Source organism: Corynebacterium sp. HMSC073H12 (assembly GCF_001837775.1).
Lineage (GTDB): Bacteria > Actinomycetota > Actinomycetes > Mycobacteriales > Mycobacteriaceae > Corynebacterium > Corynebacterium amycolatum.
Map to the genome: position 1 here is coordinate 226,863 of NZ_KV834023.1, position 25,267 is coordinate 252,129.

The 25,267-nt window shown below is 57.9% G+C and carries 17 protein-coding genes and 4 tRNA genes; 1 reads left to right on the forward strand and 20 read right to left on the reverse strand.

Annotation, left to right across the window (positions count from 1 at the left end):
- Positions 1-202: 202 nt before the first annotated feature.
- From fusA to HMPREF2708_RS01070, 5 genes are all read right to left on the reverse strand, one after another.
- Entirely contained in the window at positions 203-2,335 is a 2,133-nt protein-coding gene (gene fusA, locus HMPREF2708_RS01050) for an elongation factor G (protein WP_083321823.1), read from the reverse strand.
- A gap of 298 nt (positions 2,336-2,633) precedes the next feature.
- The gene (gene rpsG, locus HMPREF2708_RS01055) at positions 2,634-3,104 is read right to left on the reverse strand and encodes a 30S ribosomal protein S7 (RefSeq protein ID WP_005509955.1); all 471 of its coding nucleotides are present in this window, start codon (positions 3,102-3,104) and stop codon (positions 2,634-2,636) included.
- A gap of 3 nt (positions 3,105-3,107) precedes the next feature.
- Positions 3,108-3,479, reverse strand: a complete 372-nt coding sequence (gene rpsL / locus HMPREF2708_RS01060; protein ID WP_005509887.1) for a 30S ribosomal protein S12 — start codon at positions 3,477-3,479, stop codon at positions 3,108-3,110.
- Between the two features lie 388 nt (positions 3,480-3,867).
- Positions 3,868-5,172, reverse strand: a complete 1,305-nt coding sequence (locus HMPREF2708_RS01065; RefSeq protein WP_005509970.1) for an SAM-dependent methyltransferase — start codon at positions 5,170-5,172, stop codon at positions 3,868-3,870.
- A gap of 91 nt (positions 5,173-5,263) precedes the next feature.
- Positions 5,264-6,802, reverse strand: a complete 1,539-nt coding sequence (locus tag HMPREF2708_RS01070) for an FAD-binding oxidoreductase (RefSeq protein WP_070831219.1) — start codon at positions 6,800-6,802, stop codon at positions 5,264-5,266.
- 312 nt (positions 6,803-7,114) lie between these two features.
- Here HMPREF2708_RS01070 and HMPREF2708_RS01075 point away from each other — a divergent pair, with 312 nt between their 5' ends.
- Positions 7,115-7,762: an SDR family oxidoreductase gene (locus HMPREF2708_RS01075; protein WP_070831220.1), complete on the forward strand. Its 648-nt coding sequence runs from the start codon at positions 7,115-7,117 to the stop codon at positions 7,760-7,762.
- Between the two features lie 303 nt (positions 7,763-8,065).
- Here HMPREF2708_RS01075 and HMPREF2708_RS01080 read toward each other — a convergent pair whose 3' ends face one another.
- The 15 genes from HMPREF2708_RS01080 to HMPREF2708_RS01150 form a co-directional block, all read right to left on the reverse strand.
- A complete protein-coding gene (locus HMPREF2708_RS01080; RefSeq protein WP_005509745.1) occupies positions 8,066-12,037 on the reverse strand; it encodes a DNA-directed RNA polymerase subunit beta' in 3,972 nt (1,323 codons plus the stop codon).
- Between the two features lie 148 nt (positions 12,038-12,185).
- On the reverse strand, positions 12,186-15,674 hold the full coding sequence (locus tag HMPREF2708_RS01085; RefSeq protein ID WP_070831222.1) for a DNA-directed RNA polymerase subunit beta: 3,489 nt from the start codon (positions 15,672-15,674) through the stop codon (positions 12,186-12,188).
- Between the two features lie 435 nt (positions 15,675-16,109).
- Positions 16,110-17,075, reverse strand: coding sequence for a cell envelope lipid trafficking protein PgfA (locus HMPREF2708_RS01090; RefSeq protein ID WP_070831225.1), 966 nt, complete (start codon positions 17,073-17,075; stop codon positions 16,110-16,112).
- Positions 17,076-17,298: 223 nt separating this feature from the next.
- Positions 17,299-17,682, reverse strand: coding sequence for a 50S ribosomal protein L7/L12 (gene rplL, locus HMPREF2708_RS01095; RefSeq protein WP_070831228.1), 384 nt, complete (start codon positions 17,680-17,682; stop codon positions 17,299-17,301).
- Between the two features lie 124 nt (positions 17,683-17,806).
- Positions 17,807-18,319 (reverse strand): 50S ribosomal protein L10, encoded by a 513-nt coding sequence (gene rplJ, locus HMPREF2708_RS01100; RefSeq protein WP_005509856.1) that lies wholly within the window; start codon positions 18,317-18,319, stop codon positions 17,807-17,809.
- A 387-nt stretch (positions 18,320-18,706) separates the two neighbouring features.
- Positions 18,707-19,339 carry a hypothetical protein gene (locus HMPREF2708_RS01105; RefSeq protein ID WP_070831231.1) on the reverse strand — a complete coding sequence of 211 codons (633 nt, stop codon included), beginning with the start codon at positions 19,337-19,339 and terminating at the stop codon, positions 18,707-18,709.
- A 253-nt stretch (positions 19,340-19,592) separates the two neighbouring features.
- Positions 19,593-20,297 (reverse strand): 50S ribosomal protein L1, encoded by a 705-nt coding sequence (rplA, locus tag HMPREF2708_RS01110; RefSeq protein WP_005510022.1) that lies wholly within the window; start codon positions 20,295-20,297, stop codon positions 19,593-19,595.
- Between the two features lie 101 nt (positions 20,298-20,398).
- Positions 20,399-20,836: a 50S ribosomal protein L11 gene (gene rplK / locus HMPREF2708_RS01115; protein ID WP_005509796.1), complete on the reverse strand. Its 438-nt coding sequence runs from the start codon at positions 20,834-20,836 to the stop codon at positions 20,399-20,401.
- A 334-nt stretch (positions 20,837-21,170) separates the two neighbouring features.
- Positions 21,171-22,061 carry a transcription termination/antitermination protein NusG gene (nusG, locus tag HMPREF2708_RS01120; RefSeq protein WP_070831234.1) on the reverse strand — a complete coding sequence of 297 codons (891 nt, stop codon included), beginning with the start codon at positions 22,059-22,061 and terminating at the stop codon, positions 21,171-21,173.
- A 191-nt stretch (positions 22,062-22,252) separates the two neighbouring features.
- Entirely contained in the window at positions 22,253-22,561 is a 309-nt protein-coding gene (gene secE, locus HMPREF2708_RS01125) for a preprotein translocase subunit SecE (RefSeq protein WP_070831236.1), read from the reverse strand.
- A gap of 538 nt (positions 22,562-23,099) precedes the next feature.
- Positions 23,100-23,172: transfer RNA gene (locus HMPREF2708_RS01130), tRNA-Trp, on the reverse strand.
- 103 nt (positions 23,173-23,275) lie between these two features.
- A tRNA-Met gene (locus HMPREF2708_RS01135) sits at positions 23,276-23,349 on the reverse strand.
- A gap of 39 nt (positions 23,350-23,388) precedes the next feature.
- Positions 23,389-23,461 (reverse strand) — tRNA-Thr (locus HMPREF2708_RS01140).
- A 371-nt stretch (positions 23,462-23,832) separates the two neighbouring features.
- Positions 23,833-23,914 (reverse strand) — tRNA-Tyr (locus tag HMPREF2708_RS01145).
- Positions 23,915-24,111: 197 nt separating this feature from the next.
- The gene (locus HMPREF2708_RS01150; RefSeq protein ID WP_005510008.1) at positions 24,112-25,167 is read right to left on the reverse strand and encodes a polyprenyl synthetase family protein; all 1,056 of its coding nucleotides are present in this window, start codon (positions 25,165-25,167) and stop codon (positions 24,112-24,114) included.
- Positions 25,168-25,267: the final 100 nt, after the last annotated feature.

Genomic DNA, 25,267 nt, shown 5'->3' on the forward strand with positions numbered 1-25,267 from the left:
TATGAATTGCGAGCAGCTACCCCCTAGAGCTTGTCTGTGCTAACACACGCCAACAGTTTGACGGTGTCTCAGCAGAGTCAAAGCTAAAGGGAATCTATCAAAGCTGCAGACCCTCGCACTGCGTCAACTAAAACGAATGACAGTGCAGTACGTGCAGGGATGGGGTCAACTCTGATTGAGCACCCCACCCTACCGACACGATTTAAGCGCCGGTACGAGCTGCAATGATCTCCTCGGCCACGGAGGACGGAACCTCAGCGTAGGAGTCGAAGATCATGGTGTAGTTTGCGCGACCCTGGGTCTTGGAACGCAGGTCACCAACGTAGCCGAACATCTCGGACAGCGGAACCAGAGCCTTGACAGCCTTGACGCCGGTGCGGTCCTCCATGGAGTTGACCTGGCCACGACGGGAGTTGATGTCACCGATGACCTCGCCCATGTACTCTTCCGGAGTAATGACCTCAACGGCCATCATCGGCTCGAGCAGGACTGGCTTAGCCTTCTGAACAGCTTCCTTCAGAGCCTGCTGACCAGCGATCTTGAAGGCCATTTCAGAGGAGTCAACCTCGTGGTAAGCACCGTCGAGCAGGGTTGCCTTGATGTTCACCAGCGGGTAGCCGGCGAGGGTACCGTACTGCATTGCGTCCTGAATACCAGCGTCGACAGACGGGATGTATTCCTTCGGAACACGACCACCGGTGACCTCGTTGACGAACTTGTAAGCGGTGGACTCGTCCTCTTCAACCTCGTCAGCAGACGGAGCGTACGGCTCCAGAGCAATGATGACGCGGGCGAACTGACCCGAACCACCGGTCTGCTTCTTGTGGGTGTACTCGAACTTCTCGACAGGCTTGCGGATGGTCTCGCGGTAAGCAACCTGCGGGTTACCGATGTTTGCTTCGACCTTGAACTCGCGCTTCATGCGGTCAACCAGGACGTCGAGGTGGAGCTCGCCCATACCGCCGATAACGGTCTGGCCGGTCTCCTCGTCCAACTTGACGGTGAAGGTCGGGTCCTCTTCAGCCAGACGCTGAATAGCGGTACTCAGCTTCTCCTGATCAGCCTTGGACTTCGGCTCAATAGCAACGGAGATAACCGGATCCGGGAAGGACATGGACTCCAGAACGATTGGAGCATCCTGTGCACACAGGGTGTCACCGGTGGTGGTGTCCTTCAGACCGATGAAGGCGTAGATGTTACCTGCCACTGCCTCGTCAACAGGGTTCTCCTTGTTGGCGTGCATCTGGAACAGCTTACCGACGCGCTCCTTCTTGTCCTTGGTGGAGTTCAAGACCTGCTGGCCCGGCTCCACGCGACCGGAGTAAACGCGGACGAAGGTCAGCTTGCCGAAGAACGGGTGAGCAGCAATCTTGAATGCGAGAGCGGAGAACGGCTCATCCTTAGACGGCTTACGGACCATATCGACGTCCTCGTCGCCCATCTGGTGGCCGTGAACCTCACCGATGTCCAGCGGATTCGGCAGGAAGTCAATGACGGCGTCGAGCAGCGGCTCAACACCCTTGTTCTTGTACGCGGTACCACAGTAGACCGGGTAGATCTCAGAGTTCAGAACCAACTTGCGGATGGCACCCTTGATCTCGTCCATGGTCAGCTCTTCGCCACCGAAGTACTTCTCCATGAGCTCCTCGTCGGACTCAGCGACGGTCTCAATGAGCTTCTCACGGTACTCGTTAGCCTTGTCGACCATGTCAGCCGGAATCTCCTCGACCTGCGCAGGAGTACCGATCTCGACCTTGCCCGGCCACATGAGAGCCTTCATCTCCAGCAGGTCAACAACACCGTCGAAGTCATCCTCAGCGCCAATCGGCAGCTGCATAACCAACGGCTTTGCACCCAGGCGGTCAACGATGGTGCCAACGGTGTAGTAGAAGTCAGCGCCCAGCTTGTCCATCTTGTTGACGAAGCAAATACGCGGGACATCGTACTTCTGAGCCTGACGCCAAACCTGCTCAGACTGCGGCTCGACACCTTCCTTACCGTCGAAGACTGCGACGGCACCGTCGAGCACACGCAGGGAACGCTCAACCTCAACGGTGAAGTCGACGTGGCCCGGGGTATCGATGATGTTGATCTGGTTGTCGTTCCAGAAACAGGTCACAGCAGCGGAGGTAATGGTAATACCGCGCTCCTTCTCCTGCTCCATCCAGTCGGTGGTGGACGCACCATCGTGAGTCTCACCGACCTTGCGGTTAATACCCGTGTAGTACAGGATGCGCTCGGTCGTAGTCGTCTTACCAGCATCGATGTGCGCCATGATGCCGATGTTGCGGACCTTGTGGAGGTCCTTCTTAACGGGAAGTGCACCTTCAGCCACTTGATTCCCCACTCGTTTCAAATCGGTTTGGCGGTGAGGCTCAATTACGGGATTGCAATCGGCCGTCAAATCCGCCGTCGGTCGGGTTTGCTTTATCTATAATGCCACCGTCTTGGCGCGAAGTCGCGCCGTGACGTACACCTATTGCGTAAATTCTACGCAAGACATCGGGTGTAAGCGCCGGGCTGGCCCCTATTGAGTGACCTTAAAGATCTGTGGACCGCGACCGACGCGCGCCGTTGACATACCGGCAGCTGCTTTACGACGGTGACCATTCGCGGCCTCCGTCGATAAGCGATTACCAGCGGTAGTGAGCGAATGCGCGGTTTGCCTCCGCCATCTTGTGAGTGTCCTCACGACGCTTGACGGATGCACCCAGGCCGTTGGATGCATCGAGGATCTCGTTAGCGAGACGCTCGGTCATGGTGTTCTCACGGCGCTGACGGGAGAACATCAGCAGCCAGCGCAGTGCCAGCGTGGTGCCACGGCCCGGACGAACCTCGACCGGAACCTGGTAGGTGGCGCCACCAACACGGCGGGAACGAACCTCAAGAGCCGGCTTGACGTTCTCGATTGCGCGCTTCAGAGTCAGCACCGGGTCAGTACCGGTCTTCTCTTCGCACAGCTCAAGCGCACCGTAGACGATGCGCTCTGCAGTCGACTTCTTACCGTCGAGCAGAACCTTGTTGACCAGCTGCGACACCAGAGGGGAGCCGTAGACCGGGTCGTTGACGACAGGACGCTTCTGTACTGGGCCCTTACGTGGCATGGCTTACTTCTCCTTCTTTGCGCCGTAGCGGGAACGAGCCTGCTTGCGGTCCTTGACACCCTGGGTGTCCAGGGAACCGCGGACGATCTTGTAGCGGACACCCGGGAGGTCCTTAACACGACCACCGCGAACGAGCACCATGGAGTGCTCCTGCAGGTTGTGGCCCTCACCCGGAATGTAAGCCGAAACCTCGATACCGGAGGTCAGGCGAACACGAGCGACCTTACGAAGAGCCGAGTTCGGCTTCTTCGGGGTGGTGGTGTAAACACGGGTGCAAACGCCGCGGCGCTGAGGGGAACCCTTCAGAGCTGCGGTTGCAACCTTAGCCTTCTTGTCATGGCGGCCCTTGCGGACCAGCTGCTGAATAGTGGGCATGAAGCCTCTTTCTGTTTTCAATCCTCGCTGGACATTCTCACGCCCGATGCCAACCGCAGCGGAGTAACCACCTTCCGTGTGAATACATCAAAAGAAAAGTTATTACTCATCCAGTGGTGAGCCCATCGGTTGAACGCAAGAAATGGAGGGATTTTGAACGTGCGAAACCCAGTCAGCCGCTCTCGCTGGCCTACTGGGTAATGTCTCAAGTTCCCAATTCTTTTCTGGGATCGTTGTATAACAGTACGCGAGCTGCGGGTTTAGTCCAAACACCCTGGTAACAGCGCAAAAATTTCAGCCACTTTGAGTGCAACTCCGGTTTGGGACCAAATTTTCGTCGTAAAGCGCGGCGCGCCTCACCCCACAACCTCTTGCGCCACTGGAGTCTCTAATCCTCCCACCACTGTCGCTCGGGGACATCGCCGCGGGAGCCGTCAGGAAGCAACTTAACTCCTAGCACCTGGTGCAGCTGGATGGCGTTATGACGGAAATTGTATTCCGAGCCGGCCATGTACATGCCCCACAACTTCGCCGTCTGTTCCCCGACGAGCTCAACTGCCTTATCCCAGTCGTTCTCCAGGTTTTCGCACCAGTCGTTGAGAGTGCGGGCATAGTCAAAGCGAAGGTTCTGCTGATCGACCATCTCGAATCCCTGGTCCTGCATGGCATGCATGATTGTGCCAACGCCAGTGAGCTCGCCGTCCGGGAAGATGTAGCGATCAATGAAGGTGCCCTTGCGGGTGCGGTGATTATCCCAGTAAGTAATGCAATGGTTGAGCATCAAACCGCCCTCCTTCAGCTTTCCGTAAAGGAAACCAAAGAAGCTCGGGTAGTTCTTAACGCCAATATGCTCCAGGATGCCGATCGCAGAGATGGCATCGAAGTTCTGTTCGGAGACATCTCGGTAATCCTGAAAGCGCACCTCAGCCAGATCCTCGAGACCTTCTTCCTTGATTTTCGCCTGTGCCCACTCTGCCTGCTGTTCAGAGAGAGTCACGCCAATCGCCTTCACTCCACGCCTAGCTGCATAGAGAACCATGCCACCCCAACCGCAGCCAACGTCGAGAAGCCGGTCGCCTTCCTTTAGACGCAACTTATCGAACACCAGGCGATACTTGTTCTCTTGAGCCTCTTCAAGCGTGGAATCTTCATTCGGATAATACGCACAGGTGTACGTCATCGAGGGCCCGAGTAGCAACTCATAGAATTCATTACTCACGTCGTAATGCGAAGAGATTGACGCTGCGTCGCGTTCCTTAGAATGGCGAGCCAAACCGTTGTGCAGGCGCTTCTTCCACCATGCGGTGCGCTCGATCTCCGGGATTTCAGGAACATATGGCAGCCCCATCGCCCGTAGCGAGCGGACGACCTTTGCCAAAGTTGCAGCAGGTGGAACCTCGAATTGATCATGCAAGTCCATCAACGCCCCGAAGGCCTCGATGGGGTGCCCGAGGCTCACGCGGGTCAGTTCCAGCTCACCGGTAACGAATGCGCGTCCAAAGCCGACATCGTCGCGCAGATGGGTCACGATGTGATTCAAAGCGTCGCGCGAGCGTACATTGATGCCAACTTTCGCATCCTCCGGGCCTGCAGCCGAACCGTCGAAAGCAGTCAAACGCAGCGGCAGTGGCTTTCCCGAAGTATCGATGAAGGCCTCGAAAATCTCTGCAACAGTCATTGGAGTAAACGCCATGATGAGTCCTTATCTGTGAAAGATGCGGCTAAGTGATCTGTTTTTGATTTAGACGTCAGCGCAGGGTTAAACACTCAGCACTGCGATTGAGTTAAGCGCCAGCAACGGTCTTGTCATAAAGGCGCGGGAACCGCGAGTTGGGATCGTAGATCTCCTTGAGCTCGTCGGGCAGACCACCTCCATAGAGCTCTTCAAACTGCTCCGGCGAGTAGAAAGCCTCGGAATACAGTGACTTATGCCCACCCAATTCACTGACCTTTTCCTCGATGACCCGGTTAAAGGCACCGGGACGCGAATCGCCGGGCACCAAATTGATTGGTACTGCTGACCAGAACCCCACGTTGACCCAGGTGGTCTCGGGATCAAGCGGATAGAGGGGCCACGGGCTGTCGCTATCGGCCAATTTGTCACCGCTACCAATAAGATTCTCTGAACCTTCCCGAAGGTGGATTGGGCACATCCACACTGGCTGGATATCGCAAGCTTCGAAGAACCAATCCAAAAACTCAGCCAGTCGGTCGACAGTGACTTCGATATCCTGAACGACGCGCTCGTTGGCTGGAAGCCCCTTCCGAGCCTTCATCTTGTTCTCAAGGTCATATTTCTTATCGAGGCCAACCAGCTTCCAATAGAAAGACGAACGCTTGAGCTCTCGCGGCCACACAGCCCGCACTGTCGGATTCTGGGCCCCAAAAGCTCGAGAGCACCAGAACCAGTCAACATCCCAGCGCCAGATGTAGTCGCGAATGGTGAGACGATCTCGGGTAATTCCCGATGGATGCTGGAGCGAGCGGTAGTAAACCTTGTCCCGGGTGTAGTCCGAGACAGGACCTTCTTCCTCCGTCTTACGGCCGAGCACAAGGTAGATTTCTTCCGGCGAGAACGCCACACCATCAAGAAAATCAACGGGTTCGCCTTGGTATTCCTTCGTGGCGACAACGGCAGCGAGCTTTTCAGCCGCCTCTGTTGTGGAGTGGCAACGCACATGCCGGAGTTCAACGTACGGCAGTACTTCCTCCAGCTCGATCTTCAGTCTCACGACGTACCCGAGCGACCCATAGGAATTAGGAAAGCCACGGAACAGGTCCACATTCTCAGTGCGAGAGCAGGTCACAATCTCGCCAGTGCCGGTCAGAATATCCATTTCCAGCACCGACTCATGCGGCAGACCATTGCGAAACGCTGTGGACTCTACGCCCATGCCTGTGACAGCTCCGCCGAGCGTAATCGTCTTCAGTTCAGGGATTACAAAGGGCATGAGCCCATAGGGCAAGGTGGCATCCACCAAGTCTTCGTACGTGCACATTCCCTGCACATCAGCAGTCTTTGCAACAGGGTCAACGGCTACCACCCCACCGAGACCACTGACATCAAGGCCAGGGATATCGGTTTCACTGCGGGTCCGAAAAAGGTTCGATGTCCGCTTCGCCAACCGCACTCGCTTATCGACGGGAATAGATTGAAAACTCTCCAGGAGTTTCTGCACGCCCTGCTCATGCGCATACCAGCCCACCGGTTCAACACAGACCTGGTCAATTCCTCGCCCCGGTGCCAGCTTCGCTGCCGCGGCAGTGAGCTTTCCGGCTAGACGAGGGACAGTGCCAACACCAGGAATCTGTTGATGAGCCATGAAAGCTACCGTAACCGCAGGTCTTGGGTGACTTCTATGCATGGTGACCGATATTTCCCCGCAGACTGGCTGGGAAACGACCGAACTTCGCATTACCTACGGAGAGCAATTCAGCGCCTGAAAAGGCTATTTGCATCTATATCTATAACTTGCTTCGGGTAGTTTTAGTTCCCCGTCGTCTTACCCTACAAAAGGGTGGCGACCGAATGAGGTCCGGAACAATAGCTCACTGTGTTTACTGCTGGCGAATGTTCACTGCGGGCGGATGCTGATTCATTGCCTACACCCCATTGTCGGCGTATAGGTGGGGACATGTCTAAGAAGGTTATTGTCATTGGCGGCCACGGCAAGGTGGCCCAAATCGCTACTCCCCTACTTATCGACGATGGCTGCGAGGTCACGTCTGTTATTCGCAACCCCGACCAGGTCCCGGATATCGAGGCTCTCGGCGCCACACCAGCCGTTTACGACATCACTAGTCTCTCGACAGAGCAGTTTGCGGACCTTCTCAGCGGGCATGATGCCGTGATTTGGTCCGCCGGCGCTGGTGGAGGTTCAGCAGAACGGACTTACGCGATCGACCGCGACGCAGCTATTACTTCGATTGCCGCGGCCGAGCAGGCTGGCGTTAAGCGCTACGTCATGGTCTCCTACTTTGGTGCGGGCCACGACCATGGCGTTCCAGAGGATCACAGCTTCTTTGCCTATGCCGAGTCCAAGGCTGCAGCCGACGAAGCGCTGCGCGCTTCAAACCTTGAGTGGACCATTCTCGGCCCGAGTGCGCTCACGCTCGACAAGGGCCAGGATTCCATCGACACCACGGCGGACAAGGCAGGCGAGGTCGCTCGTGCGACCGTTGCCAATGTCATCTCGCAGACCGTGTTCAACGAGACTACCGTTGGTCGCATCATTAACTTCAACGAGGGCAACACCCCGATTGCAGAGGCTCTCAAGGAGTAGAGGAAGGAAGCCGGGGACGGGAACCCCTAGCCCCTCCCTCCCCTGCCCCTGCCTCTGTTCCTATCGCTGTTCTTCAGCCTCCAGCTGAGCTTTCCAGTTGAGTTGCCTCGACAAAGAAAAATCCTCCGGCACGACCGTGACGAACTAGCAAGCTGCTAGTAAGCCACTACTGTGCCGGAGGATTTTTCCGGTTGCCACCTGACAGCTAGCGCACTAAGCCCCAACTGCCAGGCGTGGTGCTTTGTCCGACAGCAGCCGGGGAATTCTCCCGCTCCCCAGCCGCGGCCGCAAAGCTATTGATTTTTACTCGAAGGTTCCGATGTCATCCAGCGGAACTGCGGAACCGACCTGGTCGATGCCGTAGGTGTCCTCGGCACCGTAGAAGCCCTCACCGAAGGAAGCGAACGGGGCAGCTGCCTGGCGGGCAGCTTCCTCAGTCGGCTCAACCGTGATGTTGCGGTAGCGCGAGATACCCGTACCAGCCGGGATTAGCTTACCGATAATCACGTTCTCCTTCAGGCCGATGAGCTTATCCGAGCGCTTGTTGATAGCGGCGTCGGTAAGCACGCGCGTCGTCTCCTGGAAGGAGGCGGCGGACAGCCAGGACTCGGTGGCCAGCGATGCCTTGGTAATACCCATCAGCACGCGACGACCCTCGATGACGCTGCCACCGGAGGCAACAATCTCGCGGTTCTTAGCCATGACCGTGGAGCGCTCGACCAATGCGCCTGGCAGCAGGTCGGAGTCACCCGGCTTGGACACAATCACGCGGCGCAGCATCTGGCTGACAATAACCTCGATGTGCTTGTCGTGAATGGCCACACCCTGGTCACGGTAGACCGACTGGACTTCCTCAATGAGGTGACGCTGGACGCCTCGGCGACCCAGGACCTCGAGGACCTCGTGCGGATCGGCAGCGCCCTTGAGCAGCTGCTGCCCCTTAACCACATGGTCACCATCGCGGATGGCGCGACGACGGCCATCGACGGTGATTTCAGCCAGCCCCTGACGCTTGGACAGCTTGTCGTAGACGACCTCGTCCTCGCTGTTGGCATCCGGGATGAGGGTGAGCGTGTAGAAGTGCTCGTCCTCCTCCAGGCGCACGCGACCGTTTTCGCGAACCAGTGGAGCCTTGTTCTTCGGCACTCGGGCCTCGAACAGCTCCTGGACACGCGGCAGACCACCGGTAATGTCGCCACCGACACCACCCTGGTGGAACGTACGCATGGTCAGCTGGGTACCCGGCTCACCAATGGACTGCGCAGCGACAATACCGACAGCCTCTCCGATGTCGACCAGCTTGCCGGTTGCCATCGAGCGACCGTAGCACTTGGCACATACACCGGTTGCGGTGGAACAGGTCAGAACCGAGCGGACCTTGACTTCCTTGACACCGTGGCTGAGAGCCAGGGTGATGTGGTCGTCGTTCAGGTCGGTGTCAGCCTCGATAAGGACATTGCCCTCAGCGTCGGTGACATCGGCTGCCAGCACACGAGCGATTGCAGCGGTTTCGACGTACTTCGCACGACGAATCTCACCGGTCGGATTGCCGGTTGCGTCCAGAACATCCTCGCCAATCTCGACAACGACACCGTCGTGGGTGCCACAGTCCTCTTCGCGAACGATGACGTCCTGCGCAACGTCGACCAGACGACGGGTCAGGTAACCCGAGTCAGCGGTACGAAGCGCGGTATCGGCCAGACCCTTACGGGAACCGTGCGAGTTGTTGAAGTACTCGAGAACCGACAGGCCTTCGCGGAAGGAGGTCTTAATCGGGCGGGTGATGTATTCACCACGCGGGTTCGTGACCATGCCCTTCATACCGGCCAGCGAGTGAATCTGGCCCATGTTACCGGCAGCACCCGACTTCACGATCATCGGAATCGGGTTGTCATCCGGGTACAGAGCCTCGACCTTTTCACCGACCTCAGCCGTCGCAGCCTTCCACAGGTTAACCAGCGACTCGTGACGCTCAGCAGCCGAGAGCTTACCGCGGCGGAACTTCTTCTCCACCGTGGCGGCCTTCTCTTCGTAGCCGTTCAGGATCTCACGCTTGTTCGGGAGAACCAGCACGTCAGACATAGCAATGGTGACACCAGAACGGGTAGCCCAGTAGAAACCAGCATCCTTGAGCTTGTCGACGGTCTGAGCGACCGTGATCATCGGGTACTTGGCAGCCAAGTCGTTGATGATCGCAGCCTGCGGCTTCTTAGCCATAACGCCTTCGACGTAGGGGTAGTTCCACGGCAGCAGGTCGTTGAACATAACGCGGCCCAGCGTGGTGGAAGCCAGCCAGGTATCGCCCTTGTTCCAACCATCTGGGAACTGCTCGGACTCAATCTCGGCCGGCGGACGCAGGTGGCTGATGCGGACCTTAATTGGGCTCTGCAGGCCAATTGCACCGCGGTCGTAAGCCATGATGGCCTCGGCCGGGCTGGTGTAAATACCCTGCTCCGGTGCGTCCTCGGTGGCATCCTGGTGGCCACCCGGCAGCTCCGGCTTCTCCAGTGTCAGGAAGTACAGGCCAGTGACCATATCCAGACGCGGCATAGCCAGCGGCTTACCGGAAGCCGGCGACAGAATGTTGTTCGAGGACAGCATCAGGACGCGAGCCTCGGCCTGTGCTTCAGCGGACAGCGGCAGGTGAACTGCCATCTGGTCACCGTCGAAGTCGGCGTTGAAAGCCTCACATGCCAGTGGGTGCAGCTGAATTGCCTTACCCTCAACCAGGACCGGCTCGAACGCCTGAATACCCAGGCGGTGCAGCGTAGGTGCACGGTTCAGCAGGACCGGGTGTCCGGTAATGACATCTTCGAGGACGTCCCACACCTCTGGGCGCTGACGCTCAACCATGCGCTTGGCGCTCTTGATGTTCTGCGCGTAGCTCTTGGCCACGAGCTCCTTCATAACGAACGGCTTGAACAGCTCCAGAGCCATCAGCTTCGGCAGACCACACTGGTGCAGCTTCAGCTGCGGGCCGACGATAATAACCGAACGGCCGGAGTAGTCAACACGCTTACCCAGCAGGTTCTGACGGAAACGACCCTGCTTACCCTTGAGCAGGTCGCTCAGGGACTTCAGCGGGCGGTTACCCGGACCAGTGACCGGGCGGCCACGACGTCCGTTGTCGAACAGTGCGTCAACGGATTCCTGAAGCATGCGCTTCTCGTTGTTGACGATGATCTCCGGAGCGCCGAGGTCAATCATGCGCTTCAGGCGGTTATTGCGGTTGATGACACGACGGTAGAGGTCGTTCAAGTCCGAGGTCGCAAAGCGGCCACCGTCGAGCTGCACCATCGGGCGCAGCTCCGGCGGAATCACCGGGATGCAGTCGAGCACCATAGCGGCCGGGTCGTTGCCGGACTGCAGGAATGCAGTGACAACCTTCAGGCGCTTGAGGGCGCGCATCTTCTTCTGTCCCTTGCCGTCGCGAATAATCTCGCGCAGCTCCTCGGCCTCCTTGGCCAGGTCGAAGTTGCGGATCAGGGTCTGAATAGCCTCAGCACCCATACCACCGGTGAAGTAATCCTCGTAGCGGTCGACGAGCTCGGTGTAAATGCCCTCGTCGATAATCATCTGCTTCGGCTCGAGCTTGATGAAGGTGTTCCAAATCTCGTCGAGACGATCCAGCTCGCGCTGGGCGCGCTCACGGATGTGGCGCATCTCGCGCTCGGCTGCAGACTGAACCTTCTTGCGGGCATCAGCCTTGGCACCCGCAGCCTCGAGTTCAGCCAGATCCTCTTCCAGAGTCTGGGCGCGCTCGGCCAACTCCTGGTCGCGGTCGTCCTCAACCAGCTTCTTGTCCACGAGCATGTCTGCTTCGAGGGTTTCCTGGTCGTTGTGGCGAGCCTCTTCATCCACGGAGGTGATGATGTTGGCAGCGAAGTAGATGATCTTTTCCAGATCCTTCGGAGCCAGGTCGAGCAGGTAGCCGAGGCGGGACGGCACACCCTTGAAGTACCAGATGTGAGTGACCGGAGCGGCCAGCTCAATGTGGCCCATGCGCTCACGGCGAACCTTCGACTTGGTCACCTCAACGCCACAGCGTTCACAGATGATGCCCTTGAAGCGAACGCGCTTGTACTTACCACAAGCACACTCCCAGTCGCGGGTCGGGCCGAAGATACGCTCACAGAAAAGGCCATCCTTTTCCGGCTTCAGCGTACGGTAGTTAATCGTCTCGGGCTTCTTGACCTCACCGCGAGACCAGCGGCGGATGTCGTCGGCGGTAGCGAGCCCAATCCGGAGCTCGTCAAAGTTGTTGACGTCGAGCACCTGTTTTCCCTTTCCCTCCGCATCGAAGTAATGCGGAAACCAAATTCTCTGCGGAGGTTTTTGTACGTTGTCGTCTGTGTTGGGTTATTCGCGAGTTAGGGCTTCCCGACCCTGATACTCACGCAATGTTTCGTCGTTAAGCGAGAAACTATGCGGAGTCAGCGTCGGAACGCTCATCGCGGGACAGGTTAATGCCGAGGGAAGCGGTCGCGTGGTCGAGTTCCTCATCGTCGGAGGAGCCCAACTCAACCGGAACGCCGTCGGCCGAAAGGACCTCAACGTTCAGGCAGAGCGACTGCAGTTCCTTCAGAAGCACCTTGAACGACTCCGGAATACCCGGATCCGGAATGTTGTCGCCCTTCACGATTGCCTCGTAGACCTTGACGCGGCCAACCACGTCATCGGACTTGATGGTGAGCAGCTCCTGCAGGGTGTAAGCAGCGCCGTATGCCTGCATTGCCCACACCTCCATCTCACCGAAGCGCTGACCACCGAACTGAGCCTTACCACCCAGCGGCTGCTGGGTAATCATGGAGTACGGACCGGTGGAACGAGCGTGAATCTTCTCGTCGACCAGGTGGTGCAGCTTCAGCATGTACATGTAGCCCACCGAAACCGGGAACGGGAACTTCTCGCCAGAGCGGCCGTCGAACAGCGTGGCCTTACCGTCAGCGTTGACCAGCACCTCGCCGTCACGGTTCGGGCGGGACGACGCGAGCAGACCAGCGAGCTCCTCGTTCTCAGCACCGTCGAACACTGGGGTTGCAACCAAGGAGTCGGACGGAACATCGTGCAGGTCGGCCGGAAGACGCTTAGCCCAATCCGGGTCGCCCTCAATGCTCCAGCCGGCCTTCGCCAGCCAGCCGAGGTGAACCTCGAGGACCTGGCCGATGTTCATACGACGCGGAACACCGTGGGTGTTCAGAATGATGTCGACCGGGGTGCCGTCCGGCAGGAACGGCATGTCCTCCTGCGGCAGGATCTTGCCGATAACGCCCTTGTTACCGTGACGACCTGCCATCTTGTCGCCGTCCTGGATCTTGCGCTTCTGCGCAACGTAGACGCGGACCATCTCGTTGACACCCGGTGCCAGGTCGTCATCGTCTTCACGGGAGAAGACGCGGACGCCGATGACCTTGCCGGACTCACCGTGCGGAACACGCATGGAAGTGTCACGGACCTCGCGGGACTTCTCGCCGAAGATAGCGCGCAGCAGGCGCTCCTCCGGAGTCAGCTCAGTCTCGCCCTTCGGCGTGGTCTTAGCGACCAGGATGTCACCGTCGCGAACGTCGGCACCGATGCGGACGATACCGCGGTCATCCAGATCCTTCAGCATCTCCTCGGACGCGTTCGGGATATCACGGGTGATTTCCTCCGGACCCAGCTTGGTGTCGCGAGCGTCAATCTCGTGCTCCTCGATGTGAATCGAGGTCAGGATGTCCTCCTCAACCATGCGCTGGTTCAGGATGATGGCGTCCTCGTAGTTGTGACCTTCCCACGGCATGAATGCCACGAGCAGGTTCTTACCAAGTGCCATCTCACCGTTGTCGGTACCCGGACCGTCAGCGATGACCTGGCCGGTCTCAACACGCTGGCCCTCGTCAACCAGTGGCTTCTGGTTGTAGCAAGTGCCCTGGTTAGTGCGCTCGAACTTGCGCAGCAGGTAGGTGTGGCGCTGGCCCTCATCGTCCATGATGGTGATGAAGTCTGCCGACACGGTCTCGACCACACCGGCGGCCGAAGCGACAATGACATCGCCCGCGTCGTAAGCAGCACGCTGCTCCATACCGGTACCGACGAACGGAGCCTCCGAACGCAGTAGCGGCACAGCCTGACGCTGCATGTTCGCACCCATCAGGGCACGGTTAGCGTCGTCGTGCTCGAGGAACGGAATCATGGCAGTAGCCACGGAGACCATCTGACGCGGGGAAACATCGAGGTAGTCGACCTCATCGGCGCGGACGGACTCGACGTCACCACCCTTCTTACGAACAGACAGGGTCTCCTGAACGAAGCGGCCGTTCTCGTCAATCGGGGTGTTAGCCTGCGCGACGACGTAGCGGTCTTCCTCATCAGCGGTGAGGTAGTCGACCTCGTCGGTGATGACACCATCACGGACGCGGCGGTACGGAGTCTCAATGAAACCGAACGGGTTCACGCGTGCGTAGCAGGACAGCGAACCAATCAGGCCAATGTTCGGACCCTCTGGGGTCTCAATTGGACACATACGGCCGTAGTGGGACGGGTGAACGTCTCGGACCTCGAGACCAGCACGGTCACGGGTCAGACCACCCGGACCCAGTGCGGACAGACGACGCTTGTGGGTCAGACCCGACAGCGAGTTGTTCTGGTCCATGAACTGGGACAGCTGGGAAGTACCGAAGAACTCACGGATAGCCGCGGAGACCGGGCGCACGTTAATCAGAGTGGTCGGCTGGATCGACTCCACGTCCTGAGTGGTCATGCGCTCACGAACCACGCGTTCCATGCGGGACAGACCCACGCGAACCTGGTTCTGAATCAGCTCGCCTACGGTACGCAGACGACGGTTACCGAAGTGGTCGATATCGTCGGTCTCAACCGGGATCTCGACCCCTTCCGGCGAGGTCATAACATTCTCGCCGTCGTGCAGGCGCACGAGGTATTCGATGGTGGTAGCGATATCCTGTTCGGTCAGGACCATCTCGCCAGAGACCTCAGTACCCAGGCCCAGCTTGCGGTTGACCTTGTAGCGACCGACCTTGGCCAGGTCGTAGCGCTTCGGCTTGAAGAAGTTGTTCTCCAGCAAAGCCAGCGCGGACTCGCGCGTCGGCGGCTCACCCGGGCGCTGCTTGCGGTAAATCTCCAGCAGAGCCTCGTCGGTGTTTGCAACACCGTCCTTCTCCAGGGTGGCCATCATAATCTCAGAGAAGCCGAAGCGCTCCTTGATTTCCTCAGTGGTCCAGCCGAAAGCCTTCAGCAGAACCGTGACCGGCTGGCGACGCTTACGGTCAATACGAACGCCGACGGTGTCCCGCTTGTCGACGTCGAACTCCAGCCACGCACCGCGCGACGGAATAATCTTCACCGAGTGCAGCGGGCGCTCGGTGGACTTGTCGATGGTCTCATCGAAGTAGACGCCCGGAGAGCGCACCAGCTGAGAAACAACGACACGCTCAGTTCCGTTGACGATGAACGTACCCTTGTCCGTCATCATCGGGAAGTCACCGATGAAGACAGTCTGGCTCTTGATCTCACCGGTCTCGCGGTTGGTGAACTCCGCGGTGACGTAGAGGGGAGCCGAGTAGTTGATGTCCTTATCCTTGGACTCATCCACGGTGTTCTTGACGGAGTCGAACCATGGGTCCGACAGCGTCAGGGACATCTTCTGGGAGTAGTCCTCGATCGGAGAGAGCTCTTCTAGAATATCTTCGAGACCGCTGGTAACCCGAGCGTCTTCTCCGAGCTCCTCCTGGCGACGAGCGCGCCACTCAGGCGTGCCAATGAGCCATGCGAAAGACTCACGCTGCAGGTCGAGCAGACCAGGAACCGCGATCGGCTCCTGAATCTTTGCAAACGAGTACCTCTTCGAAGCTCCGGGAATACCGGTTACTGCCTTGGTCTGGCGGGAGACTGCCAAGATGCGTCCTTCCAGCACCTCACGCGGTGGAGCACACCGGCAACCGGTGGTGCGCTCCGCCCGCTTGGTTTATACGCGATTCAAGTTGCAGGAATTATTTCTGTTGCGCACCGGGATACTTTGCGTCTAACCTTTGGTCACACACGAAAGTGATTCCCCCGCCACTTGGCCCCCAAGACCAGCCTTTAAAAGGCGAGCCCCCGAGCCCTAACGGCGGCGCCGCGGCAACTCCTTTAACAGCTAGATGCACGAAAAACGGTGCTACATAATAGCCCCGAGCCCCGAGCGCAAACTATAAAAGAGCTGGCGACAGATACACTAATTCCAGCGCAACGATTTAGCCTATATCAAAAACTGGCAGTTGTCTAGTACAACTTGACAAATCGGGCGTGTCGCATTCACCCGTCACCGATATAAACGGTGAGGCCTGGGCGCTATGGCCGTCGTAAAGCGTTACTCTGCTTTACGACGGGTCGAAGGACGCACGATGCCCACGATTGCGATGAATACCAGAATCGAACCGGACGTAATGAGACCGATTGACCACGGCTCTAGAGCTGGGCGCTGGAAATTCTGTATTGCGCCGAAGAGAAGCTGATTGGAAAGGCCTTCGTCCATCTTTCCGTTGAAGCGCAGGTAGTCCATGATCGGCTCGCCGTCGCGAGTCTCCCACCAAAGGTGGATGTCCTCGGCCATATCGATGACCGAGCCAGACTTCGGCTCAACCCACAAATCACGGGTGCCCTGGTACTGGAGGAAGCCGGATTTGTCATCCTGAGTTAGTTGAGAGACGTAAGAACGGTACTTCTGGGCGAGATTCGTCTTCTCAATATCCTGACGGAAATGCAGAATGCGGTTGCCACCGCGCTCCTCTTCCCCGACAAACTTTGCCGGCAAGGAATCGTGGAGGAAATCATCAAAGATCAGGTATTCTTTTTCCTCCGTGTCGGCCGGGAGCTTCACCCAATTCCCCTCGAAATCCACCGATCGCGGAACGCCGGCCATGCGGTCAACAAGCGTCGCAGGAGCCAACGCCTCGCCGGTGAGTCGGTCAATGGTCACTGTCCAGATATTGGCCTCGATAAGCTCGGTGAGCGGGTCGGTGCCCATAACCTCAGGGGGAAGCTCACGCATTTCAGTCACACCGACACGGAGCGAAACCTTGTCCGCATCGGCGGGTTCGATAAGCACGCCGTGAAGCTGTCGCTGCAGCGGAGAGCGCACTTCTTCCCGCTTGCCTTCTTCGTTAATCCTGGTGGATACGCCGTCTTCCGCCCGCAGGGTGTACGACACCGGCGGCAGGTCAAGTGGCATTTTGGGATCAACATTGAGCACTTTGGGCAGCAAGATGCCAGCAGCAAGCAGTGCGGTGCCTAGACCCAATAGAAGGATAGACAAAATTCTCGGCCGTGAGAGCATGTTAGATACTTTACAGGCCAATAGGGGCAATCAAGACAATGAGTGGGCTGGTTTTTACCCCAACTCCCTGTGACGGCTGAGATTAGTGAGGTTTTGCCCGGGTCAGGTGGGTTAGCAAAGGCCCCAGAAACAAAAGAACCGCCAACCCCGGGTAAAAATCCCAGAATTGGCGGTCAGAATTGGTAGCTTTAGGCCACTACCGGGGCCGAAGCAAGTAATTGAATTACTTGAGGGCAACCTTTGCGCCAGCCTCTTCCAGCTTAGCCTTAGCAGCCTCAGCGTCGTCCTTGGAAGCACCCTCCAGGATAGCCTTCGGAGCGGACTCAACCATCTCCTTAGCCTCCTTCAGGCCCAGGCCGGAGACGATCTCGCGGACAGCCTTAATAACGCCGATCTTCTTAGCGCCAGCGTCCTCGAGGATGACGTCGAACTCGTCCTTCTCCTCAGCAGCAGCGTCGCCGCCAGCAGCGCCTGCAGCAGCAACTGCGACCGGAGCAGCAGCGGTGACGTCGAACTCTTCCTCGAAAGCCTTCTTGAACTCGGTGAGCTCAACGAGGGTCATTTCCTTGAAAGCCTCGAGCAGTTCCTCAGTGGTGTACTTAGCCATGGATATTCTCCTATGAGTGTGGTGCGGCCGCTCCCCTCAGAGATCCCTGGGGTCGAAGCCGTCAAAGTGATATTTAAAAGTTTTTCGCGTGATTTAGTTCGCGTAGTTCGCGAGCCGCTCGGGATTACTTCTTTTCCTCGAGTGCCGCAGCAAGGCGGGCAACCGAGGAGGTCGGAGCATCGAGCAGGCCAGCGACGTTCGCCAGAACGCCGTTGAAGGCACCAGCCAGCTTTGCCAGCGTGGTCTCACGGTTATCCATATCCGCAAGAGCCTCGAACTGTGCTGCATCGATTGCAGCACCGTCCATGTAGCCGCCCTTGATCACGAGGTTCTTGTTGTCACCGGCGAACTTCTTAATCGCCTTAGCCGCATCCACAGCCTCGCCCTTGATGAAGGCGACTGCAGTCGGGCCGTTCAGGTGCTCATCAAGACCCTCAATCCCTGCCTCGTCGGCAGCGATCTTGATCATGGTGTTCTTGGCGACGGAGTACTTAACATCAGCACCGAGGGCGCGACGCAGTTCCGTGATTTCCGCAACGGACAGGCCGCGGTACTCAGTCAGCACGATAGCGTTGGACTCTTCGACGTCCTGCTTCAGCGCTGCAACAGCTGCAATCTTCTCAGCATTTGCTGCCATGTGTACTCTCGCCTCCTTCCTGGTCTTTGCAATTTTCCGCTCGGCCAAATGAAGGATTCTATTGCGCAAATACAACAAACGCCCCAATCCTCGCACAAGGATGGGGCGCACAATTCTTTTGGCATGTTCCACTTCAACTCCGCCAACTCCAAGGTCAGCAGGTGAAGTCAAACTGCGCAAGCGCTTCCAAGTCCTCCTGCGTGGGCCGCCCACTGTATTCCTACAATGAAACCTTCAATCCGCTTCGTTCAAAGCGAATGACCGACGGTCTTCGGTGAAACTTGAGTACCAACCTCCATCTTCCCAACTCGATGTTGGTACCGATTGGAAGCCGGTCAAACTTCGTGAAGAAACTTTATACCAGACTCAGGCAATTAACCAAATCGCCTATCCAAACCGCGCTGCACCAGGCTCTCCAAAGCGGCCGAACTCCAGGTCCTTCTCACGTTGCTGCACAATCATCTCGAGCTCGGCAAAGTACGCATTCAGGTCGTCGTCGGCAAGCCAGAGCACTTGGTCGGCGTAGTCGAGTACCACGCGCACCATGTCGTCGGGATGTGCATCCAACCTGGCGGCATCGAGAATATCCACGGTGAGTGTCAATGCCACACGCACGACCGGCGGGATCTGCGATGCCAGGCACTGCTGCGCCACGACATTGCGCAGCTCCACGGCCTCCATCCGCGCAATGATGCGCAGCAACCGCACGACCACGACCTGCGCCGCCCGAGCTTGCAGAGCTTCCTCCTCGCTCATCCCCGGAAGCACCACAGAATCCCGGATATTGCGGCGAAGGACCTCAGCTACGCGCTCGTCCTCCCCTAAGCCGGTCAGTACCTCGCCCAGCAGCGTCTGCCCCGCGATGCGCAGGCAGGGCATGTCATAGGCGTCGTCACCCAACGAGTCAAGGTACGAGATGAGCTGCGGTTCAATAATTCCGGAACCGTCGTCGAGCTGCGCCAGGCGATTAATCTCGCCGAGCGCCTCCAGCCCTTCTTCGGGTTCCAAAATCAACGTCATAGTCGCGATTTTAAGCAACAAACTTTGGCCGTGAGTCCGTTTCGGCTCGATTAGTTGTTTGGATTAGCAATTCGCTTTACGACGTCTACCGCGCCCAAACCCCCACCGCGCTATCGATATCCCTTATGAGAATGCAAAACCGCCGCCTCACACACTCGGGAAAGTGCGCGAGGCGGCGGTTTTCAAGAGCTTTGCTATGAGTCACTCTCAAGCGACTTGCGAAGAGCTCACTCGCCTATCGGCTCATGCTGGTTTAGGCGGTGTAGTCCTTGATCACGTTGGTGTCAACCGGGATGCCCGGGCCATTGGTGGCGGAGACGGTGATCTTCTTCAGGTACTTACCCTTAGCAGCGGACGGCTTGAGACGCATCAGCTCGTCGATAAGCGCACCGTAGTTCTCGGCCAGCTTCTCAGCGTCGAAGGAAGCCTTACCGATAACAGCCTGCAGGTTTGCAGCCTTGTCAACGCGGAAGGAAATCTTACCGCCCTTAATCTCGGTGACAGCCTTAGCGACATCCGGGGTAACGGTGCCGGTCTTCGGGTTCGGCATCAGACCACGCGGGCCGAGGATACGAGCCACGCGACCAACCTTGGCCATCTGGTCCGGGGTTGCGATCGCAGCATCGAAGTCGGTCCAGCCGCCCTGAATCTTTTCGATCAGCTCCTCGGAACCGACGAAGTCAGCGCCGGCCTCTTCAGCCTTGGTGGCGTTCTCGCCAGCGGCGAAAACGACGACTCGAACGGTCTTACCGGTGCCGTTCGGCAGGGAGACAGTGCCGCGAACCAGCTGGTCGGCCTTGCGCGGGTCAACGCCCAGGCGAATCGCAACGTCAATCGTGGCGTCGTAGTTCTTGGAGGAGGTCTCCTTGGCCAGGTTAGCGGCCTCGAGCGGAGAGTAGATGCGGCCGGCGTCGATCTTCTCGGCGGCGGCGCGGTATGCCTTAGAGTTCTTGCTCATGAAAAGTCCAATCTCAATTAAGTGAAATGGTTGGATTGTGGTGTTTAGCGGGCCGAAGCTGGCCCTACCACTTGATGAAGGTGCAGCTAAACGCTGACGGTTTACTTAGCGCCCTCGACGGTGATGCCCATGGAGCGAGCGGTACCGGCGATGATGCGTGCACCCATCTCGATGTCGTTAGCGTTCAGGTCCGGCTTCTTCAGCTCGGCGATTTCCTTGCACTGCTCCCAGGTCACGGAACCGACCTTGTTGGTGTGCGGAACGCCAGAGCCCTTCTTGATGCCAGCGGCCTTCAGCAGCAGCTTAGCTGCCGGCGGGGTCTTCAGAACGAAGGTGAAGGAGCGGTCTTCGTAGACGGAGATTTCAACCGGGACAACGTTGCCACGCTGGTTCTCAGTTGCTGCGTTGTAAGCCTTGCAGAACTCCATGATGTTGACACCATGGGCACCCAATGCCGGACCGACCGGCGGAGCCGGGTTAGCCTGACCAGCCTGGATCTGCAGCTTAATAATCGCAGAAAGCTTCTTCTTCGGAGCCATCGGATTAACCTACTTCCTAGTTACCGGGGCATGCCGCCCCGATGAAAAGGCGACTCACCCCGTCCGGATGCCGACGCTTTACGACGACCCTTGCGCCCACGACCATCATGGTCGCTGGCGCTGGTCATCGAGTTGGTGCCAGCCACCGGGGATACGAATTGCTTGGCGCATCTGTGCTCAAGGCACAAAAATGCACGCCTGGCTACGTTACCGCAGCGTATGGCGTGCATCAAAATCCGTTACCGGATTGGTTGCTCGAGAGAGCTAGCTGGTGCCTTTGCTCGGCGCTTGGCTTGCTACCCGGCTTAGTGCGGGGTCCGACTTAGTGCGAGGCCTAGTTCAGCTTCTCGACCTCGTCGATGCCCAGCTCGACCGGGGTCTCACGGCCGAAAATGGAAACCAGAGCCTTCATGCGGCCGGTGTCCGGGTCGATCTCGGAGATGGTCGCAGCCACAGATGCGAACGGGCCGGACAGGATGGTGACGGACTCGCCGACCTCGTAGTCGATGGCTACGGCCTTCTTCTCTGCCTGCGGAGCCGCTGCGACAGCCAGCTCACCGTCGGCATTTGCAGCTTCCTCAGCGGCGTCCGCGGTGATGGTCTCCTTCGGCATGAGGAACTTAGCGACCTCGCGAATCTTGACCTTGGACGGCTGGCCCTCGCTACCGACGAAGGAAGTAACACCCGGGGTGTCGCGGACGACGGACCAGGACGGGTCATCCAGGCTCATGCGGACCAGAACGTAGCCCGGCAGCAGCTTGCGCTTAACAATCTTCTTCTTGCCGTCGTCCTTGCGCTCTTCGACTTCCTCAACCGGAACGATGACCTCGTGGATCTGCTCATCGACACCCATGGTCTGGGCGCGCATTTCCAGGTTGGTCTTCACCTTGTTCTCGTAGCCGGAGTAGCACTGGATGATGTACCAATCTCCCGGACGACGCTTGAGCTCACGCTGGAACTCGCGCAGGCGCTTACGGTACTCGGCGTCTGCGTCAGCAGCTGCTTGCGCCTCAGCGTCGGCGGCGGTCTCCTCTGCCGGCGCGGCTTCTGCTGCAGCAGTGTCAGCTGCGGCTGCGTCGGCTGCGGCTGTGTCGGCTGCGGCCGCGTCCTCAGCCGGAGTCTCTACCTGAGCCTGTGCGTCCTGCACATCCTGCTCAGTTGCGGCAGCGTCCGCGGACTGGGCGTCAGGCTGGGCGTCGGAGAAAATATTCTGACCATCGTTCATGTCGTGCTAACCCCTCTTGTATCTACATCAACGGTTCGCGACATTGGCATCTTCGCTCAAAGAGTCTTAAGAGCCAATATGCCATCCGCAATCACTTCGCACAGCTAGACACCAGCTGCGCTAACGAATAATCCCGCCGTCCGGAACTCGGAGGCGGGATGAAAAGCATCACTGCGAGACAGTATAACCGATTACTTGCCCAACACCGATCGGACACCCAGACCGGCCAGTGTGTCCACACCCCACACGAGAGCGATCATGGCAATCAGGAACAGGATCACGATGATGCTGTAGGTGACCATCTGGCGGCCGGTCGGCCAAATCACCTTACGCAGCTCGTCAACAACCTGCTTGATGAAAACCACAGGGTTACGAGTCGAAAGCTCGTTGGTCTCCTTCTCACGCGCAGGCTTCTTCGCCACGGTGGTCTGCGCGCCCGTCGCCTGGCGCTTACCGGACGGGCGAGCCGCTGCCTGGAAAGTCTGGTTTTCCTCAGCCACGATGCTCCTTCGCTACTTCGTGCATATGAGAACTAAAGATACTGCACAGTGAAACTCAAACGTGAATTCTTCAAGGGCAAACTCCAGGGGTGTTCTCCGGAGCCGAACCCCACTGTGCAGAGCAAGTCTGGTTCAGTGCGTAAATTCTAGCCGATTATCCACACTATCGAAGAAATGCCCTTCGTGGGAACCGCAGGCTTCGAGATTCGATTCCACTGCTGGCCTTGCGGCGATACTCACTGACGGCCACTTCACTACTGCTTCGCCCTAGCTTGGGTTGCAAGCTTGGGTTGCTCGCTCGGTCTGCAAGCTTGGGTTGCTCGCTCAGGCTGCTGGCTCGGGCTGCAAAAATGACGACCCAACAGACTACGGGCTGCAAATGTGAAACTGTGCGAGTTTATGACCCTACCAGCCATTTTTCGAGCCATTTTTTGACATAAACGCAGTCAGTAACTCGCATTGACCCACCGCCGCCGAATATAAACGAAAAACCCGTCACCCAGACGCATTTTCATACGCCCTGGATGACGGGTACTTGCAGGGGCGACAGGACTCGAACCTGCAACCTGCGGTTTTGGAGACCGCTGCTCTACCAATTGAGCCACGCCCCTTCACCACCAGCAAAAGAACTTTCCAGTCCTTAGCTGACAATGTCCCACCTTACTGCATTGCTGCATAATCAAGGCGGGGTTCGACGAACATCACTGTCCGTAGTAGCGATGGGGGGGATCGAACCCCCGACCTCACGATTATGAGTCGTGCGCTCTCACCATCTGAGCTACATCGCCCCTATTCTCTATCGGACATAAGTCCGTATAAAAGAACAGAGCCCCCTGACAGAATCGAACTGTCGACCTTTTCCTTACCATGGAAACGCTCTGCCGACTGAGCTAAGGGGGCATCAGCATCCATTGAACTCAGCACGTAACTCCGTGGCCAATTGTTGACCGCTTCGCTTCGCTCTGTGCTCTCCGTGAAGCCTTGCAAAGATTAACCCGAAATCACCACTAAGCACAAATCAGCAGGTAGGCAGCGGTATTTCTTGTCACGTTTGCTGACATTTTGGCGCGCACTTATGGATAATCTATTCACTTATCGATGAGCCCCAGCGGAACCATAAGTGAATAGCTCATCGATGGGTGGCCGCCCCTAACCCGAATTCCTAACCCGAACTCCTAACCCGACCCCCTAAATCGAACCCCTGCCCCCACATCCCCACCAACAGCCCCTACAAAAATCACCGCGAGAAAATTCTCGCGGTGATTTCACTGTGCCAGATGATGGATTCGAACCAACGAAGGCAATGCCGACGGATTTACAATCCGCTCCCTTTGGCCGCTCGGGCAATCTGGCGTGCACTCTTAAACGGTGCGAATGGAATGCTACCCACTACTCTGTCATTTACACAAATCGGCAGGTAAGGAGGATATTTTCCTACTTGGATTCCCCCTCAGCAGAGCTCACCCCTCAGCGGAGCTCAACTCTCAGCAGAAATCACCCCCTCAGCAGAGCTCACCCCTAGGTTCATCTCGCCAGTGGAGCTCAATCCACTACCCCACGCGCTCCACGGTGTAGCGAGCAACGTGGCGCAGAGCCTCCTTTGCCGCACAGTCGGGAAGGTCAGCGATGACGCGGTCGGACTCATCCAGCAGTTCATTGACCTTCTCCATCGCGCGAGCCACACCGTTGGTCTGAGCCAGGAGCTCGAGGGCCTCGTCGACAAGCACATCGTCGGAGACTGGGCCGACGAGAATCTCGCGGAGGCGGTCAGCGGCTGGAGTGTCCTCCTGTAGCGCGTAGAGAACCGGCAGCGTGAAGACGCCCTCACGCAAGTCAGTGCCCGGAGTCTTGCCGGACTGATCTGTGTTGGAGGAAATGTCGATGATGTCGTCGACGATCTGGAAAACGATTCCGATTAGTTCGCCATAGCGGCGCAGCGCATTGGAAATATCGGCGGACGCACCGGCGTGATAGGCGCCGAGATAACCAGCCGATGCGATGAGCACACCGGTCTTTTCGGCAATGACCTTCAGGTAGCGCTCGATGCGCTCTTCAATCGGCAGGTCCAAGTCATTGAGACACTCGCGCATCTGACCTGTGACAAGAACACCGAAGGTCTCGGCGAAGTGGGCTACGCTCTCGGAGCCGAGCTCCGCCAGCAGTCGGGATGCAACAGCGAAGAGGTAGTCACCGGCCAGAATGGCGACGGTGTTGTCCCAGCGCGAGTTTGCGGAGGGCACACCGCGGCGCTTATCCGCTTCATCCATGACATCGTCGTGGTAGAGCGTCGCCAGATGCGTCAGCTCCAGCACCGTCGCGGCGGTGATGACCTTATCGCTCTCCGGGGTCTCACCGAACTGCGCGGCAAGCATGGTAAACATTGGGCGGAAGCGCTTACCACCAGCCTGAGCTAGGTGGGAAACCCGCTCGGCTAGGAAGTCCTCGCCGCGCCCCAGCTCAGTAATCAGGAGGTCCTCGCTCTTGCGCATTCCCTCGGTGATTGTTGCTTCCAGCGCCTCATCAACGAAGTGAGAACTAGTGGCGGTGTGCTCACCAGTGCCCTGAGCACTTCCGGAACTAAGCCCGGAGTAGTCTCCAGTACGCATTCGAGACCTGCCTAACTGACGATAAAAGATAAGAAACTGCTAAATAAACTACCCTACGAGCATAGTGGCTAGCAGACCAGTTCCCATATTTGTTTCAACG